The following is a 14,683-nucleotide window of genomic DNA, read 5'->3' on the forward strand; positions in this document are numbered from 1 at the left end:
AAAGATAAATCTTGGCGGTTCAATAAAAACCGATGAATAAGCTTTTATTCAATCCTTTAAATTGTGAATTAAAATAAAAAATCTATTTTATATAATCCAATACAAAGAAAGTAAAAAAGATAATCATCCCAGCATATTTAATTTTTATTTAAAATCTTTTAAACTCCGCACATAATTTATGCAATAAATTGTAATAAAACCAAAAGCAAAAAAATTGAGAGAACACTATGTTAAATCCCCTGCACCCTAAAAAATTAATCCCTTTAAGTTATGCAATCGCACTGAGTCTTTCTGTATTAGGAACCACCACGATTCCGAGTTATGTGCACGCATCGGCATCAACAGAAGAAACTGCAACCAATACCACCACGACTCAAAATGCTGCAGAAAACCCGATGGCAACCTTAGATTGGCATTTAGGGCCGAAAAAAGAAAATGTCGCCAATGTGGCAACGTTAAATACCCTCAAAGATGAAGGATTTTTAGATCCAAAGAATGCCGATAAATTCTTAGAACTCACTGGAAATTTAACCACAGGAAGTACCAATATTTTAGTCGCTCCCGATGATTCATGGTGGGCAACCTTTGATTTTGATCCTTCAGGTTATGTTAAAGATGATGAAAAAATCGATGCCGATGCCTTATTAAAACAACTCAAGGCCTCTGATGAACCGTCTAATGAAGAACGCACGCGTTTAGGTTATCCCAAACTGTATACCATTGGCTGGGCTGTTCCACCTCATTATGACAATCAAACCAAACGTTTAGAATGGGCACTTAAAATCCGTGATGAAGAGAATAATGAAGCTATTAACTACACCATCCGTATTCTAGGTCGTACTGGTGTAACCAGTGCAACACTGGTATCTGATGAAGAACATTTAACCCAGAATATTAATGCATTTAAATCCAGCTTAAAGGGCTTTGATTATAATTTTGGTGAGAAATACGCAGAATATCGTGAAGGCGATAAAGTCGCTGAATATGGCTTAGCTGCATTAATTGCTGGCGGTGCTGCGGTCGTTGCAACCAAAAAAGGGTTCTGGGCTGCGATTGCCGCATTCTTCGCAGCAGCATGGAAATTCATTGCTGTAGGCGTGGTTGCCGTAGGTGGATGGCTGCGCTCCCTGTTTAATAAAAAGAAATCATAAATGTCGTTATCCTTCGACATACTGATTATACTCGGGATAGTCGGGTTCTATATCTATGACTCGGCTCATCTCTATTTTTATAATGAGTTTAATCTGCAAAAAGGGCTGGGATCCACCTTTAAATCACAATTGATTTCACGGCAACTGAACGTTTTCCGTAAATATTTATTCACCCCAAACCTACTTTTATCACATCAACTCCTTTTTAAATGTGCATGGAAGATCAAAGATTCTGAGCTTATCTTGCATTCCGATGATATTCGCCACCTCAAAAATATCAGCCAAACCTTAAAGCCGCTGCAATGGATCAATATTTTCGTCTTTGCGCTGACCTTAGCGATTTTACCCTTTTTAATTTTATTTAAAGCAGGCTATCTTGCCGTTGCGATCATCTTAGTCATTATTTATAGTTTAAATCTCATTTCTATCTTGTTTGTGATCGTAAAAAGGAAAAAACTCCAGCTTTCCTGGCTTAAAATCATGCAGCTATTATTAGATGCCCTACTCTGCCCTCCTTTTGCATTAAATCTATTACGAAAAATTAGTTTAAATTATCATGCCAAAACAGATGGTATATTGCTCGCTGCTCAAATCCTCAACCCGCAACAATATCAACAGTTACTTGATGAGATTCTGCTGGACATCCAAGCATTAAAAATCGCATCAAATGAAAAAAACATCGTACAGCTCGAATTAAGAGAGCAGCAGCTGCTCCAGTTAAAAGCGCCACTTGAGCATCCATACAATCGCCCGTAGCAGATAATTCAAAGAAGAATTAGTTTAATGATGCTGGAAGATCAACCCGTCTCATCTCTTGACCATATTTGAGCATCGAATCTTGTTTCATGTGATAGCACACTTTGACATTATCATAGGCATCTCGATAGGCATCGACACTGCCTTGAATACACAATTGTGGCTGTTTAAGCGAAAACTGAATCAATGCAGGCTGACCGTTTAATCCGCCTTTCTCATCTTTAAAGCCTAATACTGCGTCACGTAACGGAAACACCACACCCGTTTGCGTATCTATCACCACATAACGAATTTCACGAGTCGATCCAACATTGAGCAAAATTTTTGTTGCATCATAGTTAGGCGACTGTTTTGCCAATGCAGCTTTATATTGAGCAATATTGCGCTTGGAACAGAAGTCAAAATCATCATAATCAAAGCGACAGTCAGCGGTTGCGCTATAAGGGACTTTCGCCAGCACAGCAAAGCTCCAAGCTGTAATCGCCAATACAAACAATATTTTTTTCATTATTAACCCTTCATTTTTATGCTTATTGCCATCACAGACATGCAAAAATTAGAACCCTCTCACTCAAAATAAAAGCCTCCGAAGAGGCTTTTATTTATTTGATCAATTACTTAGAACCTTTAATCCCAGCTTGTAATAACAACGCACCTAAACCACCAATTTTTTGCTCTTGCGGCTTCTCAGTTTTTGGCTTGTTATTTTGCGGACGCTTGAACTCACCGTCTTTACGTGGTGGACGTTGGCCTTGTGGCTTACGTTCTGAACGTTCAGTACGATCTTGTTGTGGACGTTGCTGACGTGGTGCTTTGGCTGGAGCTGAGCCTTCAGCACGCATACTCAAGTTGACACGATTACGTTCCACGTCCACTTGCATCACACGGACTTGCACAATTTGACCTGGTTTCACCACTTTATGTGGATCAGAAACAAACTCATTGGCAAGTTCAGAAATATGCACGAGACCGTCTTGGTGTACACCCACATCTACAAAGGCACCGAAATTGGTCACATTGGTGACTACACCTTCAAGTTGCATGCCTTCAGTCAATTGCGAAACTTCGGTAATGTCTTCACGGAATTTCGCCGTACGGAATTCTGGACGTGGATCACGACCCGGTTTTTCCAATTCAGCCAAAACGTCTTGAATGGTCGGTAGACCAAATTGATCATCGACAAATTCATCGGCTTTGACTTGGCGAATAATTTCGGTATTCCCGATAATGTCTTTTACCGTGGTTGCTTTTGCTGCAACAATTTTTTCTACCAAACCATAACTTTCAGGGTGAACAGCAGAAGCATCTAATGGCTCTGAACCATTTTGTACACGCAAGAAGCCCGCAGATTGTTCAAAAGTACGCTCGCCTAAACGTGGTACTTTCTTCAATGCCTGACGGTTATCAAAACGACCATTTTCTTTACGGTATTCCACAATCTGCTGAGCAATCGACTTATTCAGACCCGCAATATAGGCCAAGATCGCAGGAGATGCTGTATTCACGTCCACACCCACCGCATTCACACAGTCTTCAACCACAGCATCCAGTGTTTTTGCGAGACCTGTTTGGTTAACGTCGTGTTGATATTGACCTACGCCAATCGACTTTGGATCGATTTTTACTAACTCAGCCAATGGATCTTGTAAACGACGTGCAATTGACACCGCACCGCGAATCGAAACATCAAGCTCAGGTAGCTCTTGTGAAGCCAATTCACTTGCAGAGTAAACAGAAGCACCCGCCTCACTTACGGTGATACGTGTCAGTTGCAGATCAGTATTGGCCGCCATCATTTCAGCAACAACCGCTTCTGTTTCACGACTTGCAGTACCATTACCAATCGCAATAAGTTCCACGTGGAACTCTCGGCATAAACGTGCAAGTTCAGCAATCGAGCCTGCTTTGTCTTCTTTCGGTGCAAATGGATAAATGGTGCTATGCGCTAGGACATCACCCGCATCACTCACCACAGCAAGCTTCACACCGGTACGGATACCAGGGTCAACCCCTAATGTGGTACGGCTGCCTGCAGGTGCAGAAAGCAATAAATGACGTAGATTTTCAGCAAATACATCCATTGCTTCAGCTTCAGCAGCCAAACGCTTGTCTGTTAATAATGAATGTTCGATTTGAGGACGAATTTTGCCTAACCAGAACAGTTTAGCCGTTTGTTTTAGATAATCCTGACGGCTTTGTGGTTGAATTTGTTCAAGATTATATTCTGTCTCAATACGAGCCAACGGCGCATCATCTTCGCCATCCACTTTCAGACCCAATACATTTTCTTGGCGGCCACGTAACATCGCCAATAAACGATGTGAAGGGACTTTATTAAAGTTTTCAGAGAACTCGAAATAATCACGGAATTTTTTGCCAACTTCTTTTTTCTCTTCAGAAGCTACCGCACTTTTCAATACTGCGGTTTTAGCAAAAGTTTGTTTTAATTCAGTGGTTAATGCAATATTTTGTGCCCAGTCATCAATCAAGATATGCTGAATCGCATCAAGTTGGCTTTCTGCATCTGGGTAGTCTTCATGACTAAAACCAGCCAATGCTTCAGTTGGATCAACTTGTTCTGCAATAATTTTTTCAGCAATAGCGCCAAGGCCTGCTTCTTTTGCTTTAAATGATTTACTGGTACGTTTCGGGCGATACGGTGCGTAAATTTCTTCTAATGCATTTTTAGTCTCAGCTGCATTTACACGCGCCAATAAATCATCGCTTAATTTATCTTGTTCTTGTAAAGATTGGATCACCTTCTCACGACGCTCAAATAAATCACGTAAATAAGTTAAACGTGTATCGAGTTGACGTAATTGCGTATCGTCTAAGCCTTGCGTGACTTCTTTACGGTAACGTGCAATAAAAGGAACGCTAGCACCTTCATCAATTAAACGAATAGCAGCTTCTACTTGGTTTGGACGTACGGCAAGTTCATTTGCCAACTGCTGAACTAAGTCAGTCATCGTGATTGATTCCACAAGGGTTAAGTCTAAAAGCACTGATTATAAAGTTCATGGCTATAAAATCCACCATTGTTTTTTTGAATATTGTGCAAGTAGTTTATGCAAATCGCTGAATGTTTCTAAAATACCAAGATTTTTTCGCCTAAATATTGAAAAATAGATTGATTGTCATAATTTTGCCTGTATATATTTGGTATCTATCTCTTGATTTTATTGGCAATATTTGTTGCTTTATAACATAGCCAAAACTGTGCAATGAATCGTATACTCAAAGGTCTATTGATATTTCACAATCGCATTGCATAAAGACGATGACAATAAACGATAAAGGAGCACATCATGAGTTTAGTTGTACCTGCCGAATCGACGGAAACTGTACACCATGAGACAGACCGGGTCGAACGCATCTTAGTGGTCGATGACGATGTGCGCTTGCGTACGCTGTTACAACGCTTTTTAGAAGACAAAGGCTTTGTGGTAAAAACTGCCCATGATGCAACTCAAATGGACCGTTTACTGCAACGTGAATTGTTCTCGCTTATCGTGCTCGATTTTATGCTTCCTGTAGAAGATGGTTTAAGCATCTGTCGTCGTTTACGCCAATCAAATATCGATACACCGATTATCATGCTAACAGCACGTGGTAGTGACTCTGACCGTATTGCGGGTCTTGAAGCAGGCGCAGATGATTATTTACCAAAACCATTTAACCCGAATGAATTACTGGCACGTATCCGTGCAGTATTACGTCGTCAAGTACGTGAAGTTCCTGGTGCACCAAGTCAACAAGTTGAAGTGGTCAGCTTTGGTCCATGGTCTTTGGATTTATCGACTCGTACCTTAACTCGTGAAGGTCAAGTCGTAACGCTCACAACGGGTGAGTTTGCAGTTCTAAAAGCATTGGTTCAACATCCACGTGAACCACTGACACGCGACAAGCTGATGAACTTGGCGCGTGGTCGTGAATGGGGTGCAATGGAACGCTCGATTGATGTCCAAGTCTCTCGTCTACGTCGTTTAATTGAAGATAACCCTGCCCGTGCGCGTTATATCCAAACCGTATGGGGCGTGGGCTACGTTTTTGTTCCAGATGGTGCTGAATAAGCTTAGGAAATAAAACGTTGAAACTTGAACCAATCGATCCACAAGAATTTACGGATTTCGCGGCTTATTCTGAAAGACCACGAACCAAATGGGAACGTTTTTTAGATAAAATTAAACCGCGTTCCGCAGCCATGCGCACCACCATTCTCGTGTTGTTCATGGTGTTTTTCAGTCTGTTTATGTCCTTGTGGTTCTTTTGGCGAACACTTTATCTTCCTGAATTACAGCAACATGCCCGCTACCTCGCGATTGAATTAGAATTGGTCAATAATCCAGATATTCGAATTTTACATCGCGAGAGTGAAGTTGATGTCGATACCTGGCTAAAGAATCGTATTGGCATCGAATATGTAACTGACCCAAACGAATTTCCTCGAGTTGAAGATAAATTCTTAGCGGAACTGTTTACCAATCAAATTGAGTCCAAACTGGCTAAAGAGTTAGGTGTAGAAAACGTCACGGTTTATTTTAAATTTAAACCGATTCCACGCATCTGGATTCAAACGCCAGAAATGAACGGGAACTGGGTAAGAGAACCTTTAAAAACCTATACCAACTATAGTGTTGAACTAATTGCTGGCTGGTTGTTTGGTGTTCCAATTGTATCGTCCATCATTATCTTGATTTTGGTTCGGCAAATGAACCGACCTTTGCGTCGCTTACAAAATACAGCCAACAACTATAGTAAAACCGGCAAGGCGCCTTATCTTGACACCAATCATGGGCCACTCGAAATCCGTCAAGTGAACCAAGCTTTTAACCATATGGTGTATACGCTTGAACAAACCGAACGTGATCGTCAGATTATGTTGGCGGGTATCTCCCATGATTTGCGCACACCATTGACGCGTATTCGTTTAACCGCAGAAATGCTCCCTGATGAGTTTTTCCGTGAAGGTCTGATCTACGATGTAGATGACATGGACGCAATTCTCAATCAGTTTATTTCCTATATGCGGGATGGCTCTGATGAAGAACTCACGGAAACCAATCTTAATACCCTACTACAAGAGCTGGTGGTGCAGTTCAAACCACTGGATATTCGTTTTCAGGCACAAGAACTACCGATCATTGCTGCCCGTAGCTTGTCCTTAAAACGTCTGATTGCCAATTTAATTAACAATGCTAAACGCTATGGTGCAGAGCCGATTGAACTGTCCGCCAGCCATGTCGATGAGCACATCTTAATTACAGTTGCCGATCATGGCGAAGGTATTCCTCCCGATCAAGTGGAAGAGTTAATGCAACCTTTTGTTCGTGGTAATTCGGCAAGAACGATTCAAGGCAGTGGTTTAGGCTTAGCAATTGTGAAACGTATTGTCGATATCCATCAAGGACAGATTAGCATTCGTAACCGAGAGCAAGGTGGCTTGGAAGTGGTGATTTCCCTCCCCATTCCTCCAGCGCCCAGTGACGAACCACAAAACAATGCTATCGACAAAATCAAGCAAACCCTAACAGGGCATTTTTAAAGTGATCAATCAGCATCCTCTTATCATCTATGCAGGACTCTTCGACTAAAGTCTTCAGCCCAATTGATGCTGGATTGATGGCTTTAGTTCGGTTTTATACCGATTCAAACCGTGCAATGAACCTACCCCCAAGTTTCTTTCCTGTATAAATTCAAGCAAATATCACACAGAAAATAAGCAACTGAAAAGCAGATGAATAAAGCGTATGCAGCTGTATTAGACCTTAGCCTTATTTCAATTCACTTTTCATGTTTTAGCGCTAAACTCCATATCCAATGAAAAGCAATATTGAGAATGGATGATGTCTTTAAGTCGTATTCGTCTTGCAGCACTGCATGACAAAGTGATGAGTGCAGAGCAGGCAGCTCAGTTTATTAAAAATGATATGACGGTGGGTATGAGCGGTTTTACCCGTGCGGGTGAAGCGAAAGCAGTCCCACAAGCATTGGTTGAACAAGCCAAAAAAAATCCGTTAAAAATCACATTAATTACCGGCGCAAGTCTCGGCAACGACTTAGACAAACAATTGACGGAAGCAGGTGTTCTTGCACGTCGTATGCCATTCCAAGTCGACAATACTTTGCGTCGTGCCATTAATAACGGCGAAGTGATGTTTATCGACCAACATTTGTCTGAAACCGTTGAACAAATGCGTAACCAGCAACTAAAACGTCCTGATGTTGCGGTGATCGAAGCGGTTGCCATTACCGAAGATGGTCATATCGTGCCAACCACGTCTGTCGGTAACTCAGCAAGTTTTGCGATTTTTGCAGAAAAAGTAATTGTCGAAATTAATACCTCGCTCAGCGAAAATTTCGAAGGCCTACACGATATTTATATCCCGACCTATCGCCCTACCCGTACACCATTGCCTTTAACGCAAGTGGATGACCGCATTGGTTCAACCGCGATTCCAATCGATCCAGCAAAAATCGTGGGTATCGTATTCAATGACACAGCAGATTCACCATCAACGGTGACTGCACCTGATGCTGAGACTCAAGGTATTGCCAACCACTTGATCAAATTCTTTGAACAGGAAGTGGCTGCAGGTCGTTTAGCGAAAAACCTAGGCCCATTACAGGCAGGCATTGGCTCAATTGCCAATGCTGTTTTAACAGGACTTAAAGATTCGAATTTTGAAGACTTGGTCATGTATTCAGAAGTATTGCAAGACTGTACTTTTGAGTTGATTGATGCAGGCAAGATGAAGTTTGCTTCAGGTAGCTCAATCACCCTATCAGCACAATGTGGCGAGCGCGTTTTCGGTAATCTTGAGCACTACAAAGACAAATTAATACTTCGTCCTCAAGAGATTTCTAACCATCCAGAGATCGTGCGTCGTTTAGGGATTATCGGCATCAATACGGCGCTTGAGTTTGATATTTACGGTAACGTGAACTCAACCCACGTTTGCGGTACCAAGATGATGAACGGTATCGGTGGTTCAGGTGACTTTGCGCGTAATGCACACTTAGCGATCTTCGTGACTAAATCCATTGCCAAAGGTGGTGATATCTCATCAATCGTGCCAATGGTCAGCCATGTCGATCATAACGAACATGACGTTGATATTTTAGTGACCGAAGTCGGTCTTGCTGATCTTCGCGGCTTAGCACCACGTGAGCGTGCCCGTGTCATTATCGACAACTGTGTACATCCACTTTATCAAGGTGCACTTAACGATTACTTTGACCGTGCATGCGAACGTGGCGGCCATACCCCACACATTCTTCGTGAAGCCTTATCTTGGCATGCCAATTTTGAAGAAACAGGTCATATGTTAGCGCCTGCAGCTGTGGCGAAGTCTGCTTAACATTCAGCTCCCATCCAAAAAAAAGCATGTTCCGACATGCTTTTTTTATTTTTCTACCCAGAAGTAGCTAAGCGCCCGACTCTGAGCAAAATTGGAAAACGAACTGCAATCGGCTGTTGTATCTGCAAAATATCTTCTAAGCTCACCAAAGGGCTGACATGCAGCCGATCTTGGTAATGCTTTACTGCAGACCAAGTATTGAGATAATCCCACAACTGTGGCCCTGTCCAACCTAACTCGATCTGAAACTGTGGCATTGCGATTTCCTCAAAGGGAAATGGAATCGTTTGATAATGCTCATCAATATAACGTCGCTCTGCATCCCAAAAGCCCTTTAAAGTCTGATGATAGAGCAGATCGATTCGCTGATTTAAATCTGTATCATCTAACTGAATTAAGCCATAGCCAATTACGGCAAAAAGACCATTTAGCTTTAATGTTCGTTTTACTTCTGCATAAAACTTTTCAAAATCAAACCAGTGAATCGCTTGGGCAACAGTAATTAAATCAAAAGACTGATCTGCAAATGAGGTTTGCTCTGCGGCTTGTTGTAAATACTGCACATTGGATAATGCTGGGGCCTGATCTAGTTGATTTTGACTAAGATCAGTTGCAACCACATGCTGAAAATAAGGAGCGATCAGCTGAGTCAGTTGCCCAGAACCTGCCCCACAATCCCACGCACAGTCCAAGCCATTCAGCTGCGCTATTAAGCAGTTTACTAACGTTTGCGGATAAGTTGGCCGTGCTTGTTGATAAAGTTCACTTTGCTCAGAAAATAAATCTTTCATACTGGTCTATTCTTAAAATTTTTGACTCAGCTTTAATATAGCAAAATATTTTAAATATAAAAAAAGCCCCAAACTTTCGTTTGAGGCTTTTTGAATATGGTGGCGAGACCCAGGATCGAACTGGGGACACACGGATTTTCAATCCGTTGCTCTACCTACTGAGCTATCACGCCAATGGGGTGTATTAAGCCGTATCTCAGATCAATAGTCAATAATTATCATGAGCTTTTGATTTGAATGCACATTTTTCACGCAATCATTTTTTTGGCAAAAAAAATCCCTGATGGGATCAGGGATTGAAAATACAAATTTATGGTGGCGAGACCCAGGATCGAACTGGGGACACACGGATTTTCAATCCGTTGCTCTACCTACTGAGCTATCACGCCAAAGTGGGCGTATTAAACAATGTTTGCCTAAGCCCGTCAAGCAAATTTGTGGATTTTTCTCTTAAGCGCTTAATTTTGCTCCAAAGTAGCAAGCTAAGTCTTAGATTTTGCCAAGATGTGATAAACAGCGATGGATTGCCCCACAACCCGGTTCAAACTGTTTAACCCCTTGCTCTTCTTCCATACGGCATACCTCTTCAACCAAACGTTCTGCAACCCCACGCCCGCGATTGGCTGGATGTACCACAATATATTCCAAAACACGGCTTTCACCTTGTCCTGTCGCCCAAATTGCACCTATAATTTTGGTGTTAAATTCAGCAGTGTAAACTGTGGTATATTGCTGGAGATTTTGTTCAAGTTGTTCCATTGCATCTTGCCCATCGCCAAACTCTGGGCTGGTATCGTAAAGTCGCTCTAGCTGAGTACGAATTCCTAGATTATCCAGAGAACTGTAAGCATGTACGGTAATAGGCATTGATTAACCCTCCTGAGCAAACTATGATGCTGTCACTTTTTCGTCACAGCAAAACTATTGGTTTTTAATTCAATCATTTTTGACGTTTTTTGAGGAACGTGTCCATGACGCAACGTATCAGTGAAGTGGTAAGAAATACCAACGAAACAAAAATTCGAGTTCGACTCAATCTCGATGGTACTGGTCAAGGCACACTCAACACTGGAGTTCCATTTTTAGACCATATGATTGATCAAATCAAGCGTCATGGTCTATTTGATATCGACATTCATTGCGATGGTGACCTAGAAATTGATGACCATCACACCGTCGAAGACTGCGGAATCACCTTGGGGCAAGCATTTGCGCAAGCTTTAGGCGATAAAAAAGGCTTACGTCGTTATGGACATTTTTATGCACCATTAGATGAAGCACTGTCTCGTGTTGTGGTTGATCTATCTGGTCGTCCGGGTTTGTTCATGGATATTCCATATACACGTGCCCGCATCGGAACATTTGATGTCGATTTATTTTCAGAATTTTTCCAAGGTTTTGTCAATCATGCGCTGATGACATTGCATATTGATAACCTGAAAGGCAAAAATAGTCACCACCAGATTGAAAGTGTGTTTAAAGCTTTAGCACGTGCATTGCGTATGGCATGTGAAATTGATCCACGCGCAGAAAACACCATCGCTTCGACTAAAGGTAGTTTGTAATGACCCGTATTGCTTTACTTGATTATGGCATGGGCAATCTACACTCTGCGGCAAAAGCCTTAGAGCATGTCGGTGCAACAGTTGATGTCACCAATGATCCTAAACTGATTGCCAAAGCGGATAAAATTGTTTTCCCGGGTGTCGGTGCTATGCGTGACTGCATGCAAGGCATGCGTGAAGCTGGAATTGATGAGGTGGTACGTCAGGCTGCTTTCAACAAACCTGTGCTCGCAATTTGTGTCGGTATGCAAGCGCTACTACAAAGTTCGGAAGAAAATGGTGGCGTCGAAGCACTGGGTATTTTTGAGGGAGTGGGAAAACACTTTCCTCAAATCCCAAATTTAAAAGTACCGCATATGGGTTGGAATCAAGTACATCAACTTGATCCAGAGCATCCGATGTGGAATAACATTGAGCAAGATGCACGTTTCTACTTTGTACATAGCTATTATGTTGAGCCAACCGATTCAGCAATTATTGCAGCGACCTGTGATTATGGCGTGAATTTCTGCACGGCGATTCACAAAGATAATTTGTTTGCAACGCAGTTCCATCCTGAAAAAAGTCATACCGCTGGCCTACAGCTGTTAAAGAACTTTGTGGAATGGAAGATTTAAGTCCACCTAATGCAGATCAAGTTTTTCGTTATCACTTGGTCTGCAACTCATAAAATAATTTAAGCTTTAATTTTGCAATTTTTTCTTTATTATTCTAAACGATACATTTTTCAATTTTTACAATCTCATAAAAACACCTAGATAGGAATAACAATGAATTTATCTACTCAAAGCGTGGATCACCCACTGAGTCCCAAAGGTCGTTTTGGCCGACTATCCTATGCAGCTTGGACATTTTTAAGTTCAATCGTCGCAGTGATTCTCATTTTTGTCTTGGCATTTGGTGCTGTACTCGTGACTGGCGGCAGTCTTGAACAAGGGCAAGATTATCCAGTCCTCGCAATTGTCCTGTTTATCATTCTCTATATCGTGTTCGTCTATTTTTCTTTTGTATTTACCATTCGTCGTCTACATGACCGTAATCAAACAGGTTGGTTGTCATTATTAGCCATTGTTCCCTTTGTAAACTTCATTTTCATTATTTATCTGCTCTGTGCCAAAGGAACAGCAGGTGAGAATAAGTTTGGTGTTGAACGTGAGACATCAGGCTGGGAAAAAGTCTTGGGCTGGATTTATATTGTGATTATTCCACTTGCCGTCATTTTTGCCTTAGTGGGCAGTGCAGTTCCTGCATATCAGGAATATGCGCAAAGAAGTCAGTTGATACAGCAACAATAAATGACTTCAAAAACATAAACCGCAGCCAAGTTCCGACTTGGCTTTTTTATTTTGATAAAACCCTTTAAGCTCAATCAAACGCTTTGAGCCTTTAATGCAGATGGATACGCCTCAACACACTCCCCCTTTAAGCAAAGAAAAAATCCGCGCATTGCCTGCCTTTCAGAATCTAAACCCAGATCGTATCTTGGTGATCCAAACGCTTGAACAGTGCAAGGCAATTCAAGCTGAGCTCGCTTCTATTCAGGTCTTTGGTTTTGATACTGAATCTAAGCCAACGTTCAAAGTTGGAGAAAAATCGACGGGGCCTCACCTGATCCAGCTGGCAACCCCAAACCAAGCTTATCTGTTCCAAGTCAGTGCTGAAATTTTAGCCTTCCTCAAGTCGATTCTGGAAAATGAACAGCAACTCAAAGTCGGTTTTGGACTGAAAAATGATGCGCATATCTTTCGTGGTAAAGGTATTCAACCCAATGCAATGATTGATCTATCCAAGAGCTTTGCAAGTTTTGGTTATCGTAGCCAAGTCGGTATCCAAACGGCAATCGCTCTCCTGTTCCAACGTTATTTTGCCAAAAGTAAAAAAGTCAGTACCTCAAACTGGTCTGTTAAAAATCTTAGTCCTCAACAAATCAATTATGCCGCTGCAGATGCCTATGCAGCACTGCTTTGTTTCGAACAACTGTATCAGCAACAATTACTCACAACCCAATTATTGCAACAAATCAGGAGAATACTGGCAGGTTTAGCAGACAAGGCTTAGCGATTGATCAATATTTTGCTAATATGTAGCCAATTTAAACTCTATGATGATGCAAGGAGCGAAAGCATGCTAATCATCCCAGCAATTGACCTGAAAGATGGTAAATGTGTCCGTTTGAAGCAAGGACGTATGGAAGACGATACCGTTTTCTCTGAAGACCCTGTGGCAACTGCACAACATTGGGTGGATGAAGGCGCACGTCGTTTACATTTAGTCGATTTAAATGGTGCTTTCGCAGGTACACCAATTCATAAACCCGTGGTTGAAGCGATTGCGCGTGCACAACCTGAACTTCCAATTCAGATTGGTGGTGGTATCCGTTCACTTGAAACCATCGAACACTATTTGGAAGCTGGTGTTTCTTTCGTGATTATCGGTACCAAAGCCGTGAAAGAACCAGAGTTTGTTGAAGAAGCATGTAAACGCTTCGCAGGTCATATCATTGTTGGTATTGATGCCATCAATGGCATGGTGGCAACCGATGGTTGGGCCAATGTGACTGATGTAAAAGCGACAGATCTTGCTAAACGTTTTGCCGATGCTGGCGTATCGAGTATTGTGTATACCGATATTGCACGTGATGGCATGATGCAAGGTGTTAACGTTGAGCAAACTGTGAACCTAGCAAACTATTCAGGTCTGCCTGTAATTGCTTCAGGTGGTGTGACTAACCTTGATGATGTACGCAACCTAAAAGACAAAAAAGGCATTCTAGGTGCGATCACAGGTCGTGCAATCTATGAAGGCACTCTGAGTCTTCGTGAAGCACAAATATTGTTAGATCAACAATCGCTATAATTATTTTTCAGCTCTAGTTATTGTAACAATCGCTAGAGCTTTATCACCTTGAGTGCTATGCTTGCCCCAGTTCAAATAAAGCCCCTCTCTGCTCACATGATGCTTACGCCACCTTAAGTTTTACATTTCCTATGTATTAACTCATCACTGTCTAGTGATGTGGTGTAGTTGTGTGTCTGTATATCACATCACTAGCCTTTAAA

Annotated in this window: 14 protein-coding genes and 2 tRNA genes; 10 read left to right on the forward strand and 6 right to left on the reverse strand. The window is 41.8% G+C overall.

Annotation, left to right across the window (positions count from 1 at the left end):
* Nucleotides 1-227: 227 nt before the first annotated feature.
* The gene (locus B2727_RS19185; protein ID WP_033132656.1) at nucleotides 228-1,151 is read left to right on the forward strand and encodes a DUF2167 domain-containing protein; all 924 of its coding nucleotides are present in this window, start codon (nucleotides 228-230) and stop codon (nucleotides 1,149-1,151) included.
* Nucleotides 1,152-1,907 (forward strand): hypothetical protein, encoded by a 756-nt coding sequence (locus tag B2727_RS19190; RefSeq protein ID WP_033132657.1) that lies wholly within the window; start codon nucleotides 1,152-1,154, stop codon nucleotides 1,905-1,907.
* A gap of 19 nt (nucleotides 1,908-1,926) precedes the next feature.
* On the opposite strand, the gene B2727_RS19195 is transcribed toward B2727_RS19190, so the two are convergent.
* On the reverse strand, nucleotides 1,927-2,415 hold the full coding sequence (locus tag B2727_RS19195) for a hypothetical protein (protein ID WP_033132658.1): 489 nt from the start codon (nucleotides 2,413-2,415) through the stop codon (nucleotides 1,927-1,929).
* A gap of 106 nt (nucleotides 2,416-2,521) precedes the next feature.
* Entirely contained in the window at nucleotides 2,522-4,876 is a 2,355-nt protein-coding gene (locus B2727_RS19200) for a Tex family protein (protein ID WP_033132659.1), read from the reverse strand.
* A gap of 339 nt (nucleotides 4,877-5,215) precedes the next feature.
* On the opposite strand from B2727_RS19200, the gene ompR reads away from it, so the two are divergent.
* The 3 genes from ompR to B2727_RS19215 all read left to right on the forward strand — a co-directional run bounded on the left by ompR (nucleotide 5,216) and on the right by B2727_RS19215 (nucleotide 9,268).
* Nucleotides 5,216-5,980 (forward strand): two-component system response regulator OmpR, encoded by a 765-nt coding sequence (gene ompR, locus B2727_RS19205; RefSeq protein ID WP_004657337.1) that lies wholly within the window; start codon nucleotides 5,216-5,218, stop codon nucleotides 5,978-5,980.
* 17 nt (nucleotides 5,981-5,997) lie between these two features.
* The gene (locus B2727_RS19210) at nucleotides 5,998-7,452 is read left to right on the forward strand and encodes an ATP-binding protein (protein WP_033132660.1); all 1,455 of its coding nucleotides are present in this window, start codon (nucleotides 5,998-6,000) and stop codon (nucleotides 7,450-7,452) included.
* Nucleotides 7,453-7,753: 301 nt separating this feature from the next.
* The gene (locus B2727_RS19215; protein ID WP_033132661.1) at nucleotides 7,754-9,268 is read left to right on the forward strand and encodes an acetyl-CoA hydrolase/transferase family protein; all 1,515 of its coding nucleotides are present in this window, start codon (nucleotides 7,754-7,756) and stop codon (nucleotides 9,266-9,268) included.
* A 53-nt stretch (nucleotides 9,269-9,321) separates the two neighbouring features.
* Here B2727_RS19215 and B2727_RS19220 read toward each other — a convergent pair whose 3' ends face one another.
* From B2727_RS19220 to B2727_RS19235, 4 genes are all read right to left on the reverse strand, one after another.
* Nucleotides 9,322-10,059, reverse strand: a complete 738-nt coding sequence (locus B2727_RS19220) for a class I SAM-dependent methyltransferase (RefSeq protein ID WP_004803819.1) — start codon at nucleotides 10,057-10,059, stop codon at nucleotides 9,322-9,324.
* A 97-nt stretch (nucleotides 10,060-10,156) separates the two neighbouring features.
* Nucleotides 10,157-10,232, reverse strand: a tRNA-Phe gene (locus tag B2727_RS19225).
* A gap of 140 nt (nucleotides 10,233-10,372) precedes the next feature.
* A tRNA-Phe gene (locus tag B2727_RS19230) sits at nucleotides 10,373-10,448 on the reverse strand.
* Between the two features lie 100 nt (nucleotides 10,449-10,548).
* Complete coding sequence (locus tag B2727_RS19235) at nucleotides 10,549-10,926, reverse strand: GNAT family N-acetyltransferase (protein ID WP_004657331.1); 378 nt, start codon at nucleotides 10,924-10,926, stop codon at nucleotides 10,549-10,551.
* 104 nt (nucleotides 10,927-11,030) lie between these two features.
* On the opposite strand from B2727_RS19235, the gene hisB reads away from it, so the two are divergent.
* The 5 genes from hisB (at nucleotide 11,031) to hisA (ending at nucleotide 14,480) form a co-directional block, all read left to right on the forward strand.
* Entirely contained in the window at nucleotides 11,031-11,624 is a 594-nt protein-coding gene (gene hisB, locus B2727_RS19240; RefSeq protein WP_004803817.1) for an imidazoleglycerol-phosphate dehydratase HisB, read from the forward strand.
* Entirely contained in the window at nucleotides 11,624-12,241 is a 618-nt protein-coding gene (hisH, locus tag B2727_RS19245) for an imidazole glycerol phosphate synthase subunit HisH (RefSeq protein ID WP_004803814.1), read from the forward strand. The genes hisB and hisH overlap by 1 nt, the downstream gene beginning before the upstream one ends.
* A 153-nt stretch (nucleotides 12,242-12,394) precedes the next feature.
* Entirely contained in the window at nucleotides 12,395-12,919 is a 525-nt protein-coding gene (locus B2727_RS19250) for a DUF805 domain-containing protein (protein WP_033132662.1), read from the forward strand.
* Nucleotides 12,920-13,013: 94 nt separating this feature from the next.
* Nucleotides 13,014-13,682 (forward strand): 3'-5' exonuclease, encoded by a 669-nt coding sequence (locus B2727_RS19255; RefSeq protein WP_081406928.1) that lies wholly within the window; start codon nucleotides 13,014-13,016, stop codon nucleotides 13,680-13,682.
* A 66-nt stretch (nucleotides 13,683-13,748) separates the two neighbouring features.
* The gene (hisA, locus tag B2727_RS19260; RefSeq protein ID WP_033132663.1) at nucleotides 13,749-14,480 is read left to right on the forward strand and encodes a 1-(5-phosphoribosyl)-5-[(5-phosphoribosylamino)methylideneamino]imidazole-4-carboxamide isomerase; all 732 of its coding nucleotides are present in this window, start codon (nucleotides 13,749-13,751) and stop codon (nucleotides 14,478-14,480) included.
* Nucleotides 14,481-14,683 lie beyond the last annotated feature (203 nt).

This window comes from Acinetobacter sp. UBA991, assembly GCF_002292065.1.
Classification (GTDB): Bacteria; Pseudomonadota; Gammaproteobacteria; order Pseudomonadales; family Moraxellaceae; genus Acinetobacter; species Acinetobacter higginsii.

Excerpts from the sequence above, each read along its gene's own strand:
- B2727_RS19185 (WP_033132656.1), top strand. The coding sequence starts at position 228 with ATGTTAAATCCCCTGCACCCTAAAAAATTAATCCCTTTAAGTTATGCA.
- B2727_RS19190 (WP_033132657.1), top strand. The coding sequence starts at position 1,152 with ATGTCGTTATCCTTCGACATACTGATTATACTCGGGATAGTCGGGTTC.
- B2727_RS19195 (WP_033132658.1), bottom strand. The coding sequence starts at position 2,415 with ATGAAAAAAATATTGTTTGTATTGGCGATTACAGCTTGGAGCTTTGCT.
- B2727_RS19200 (WP_033132659.1), bottom strand. The coding sequence starts at position 4,876 with ATGACTGACTTAGTTCAGCAGTTGGCAAATGAACTTGCCGTACGTCCA.
- ompR (WP_004657337.1), top strand. The coding sequence starts at position 5,216 with ATGAGTTTAGTTGTACCTGCCGAATCGACGGAAACTGTACACCATGAG.
- B2727_RS19215 (WP_033132661.1), top strand. The coding sequence starts at position 7,754 with ATGTCTTTAAGTCGTATTCGTCTTGCAGCACTGCATGACAAAGTGATG.
- B2727_RS19220 (WP_004803819.1), bottom strand. The coding sequence starts at position 10,059 with ATGAAAGATTTATTTTCTGAGCAAAGTGAACTTTATCAACAAGCACGG.
- B2727_RS19235 (WP_004657331.1), bottom strand. The coding sequence starts at position 10,926 with ATGCCTATTACCGTACATGCTTACAGTTCTCTGGATAATCTAGGAATT.
- hisB (WP_004803817.1), top strand. The coding sequence starts at position 11,031 with ATGACGCAACGTATCAGTGAAGTGGTAAGAAATACCAACGAAACAAAA.
- hisH (WP_004803814.1), top strand. The coding sequence starts at position 11,624 with ATGACCCGTATTGCTTTACTTGATTATGGCATGGGCAATCTACACTCT.
- B2727_RS19250 (WP_033132662.1), top strand. The coding sequence starts at position 12,395 with ATGAATTTATCTACTCAAAGCGTGGATCACCCACTGAGTCCCAAAGGT.
- B2727_RS19255 (WP_081406928.1), top strand. The coding sequence starts at position 13,014 with ATGCAGATGGATACGCCTCAACACACTCCCCCTTTAAGCAAAGAAAAA.
- hisA (WP_033132663.1), top strand. The coding sequence starts at position 13,749 with ATGCTAATCATCCCAGCAATTGACCTGAAAGATGGTAAATGTGTCCGT.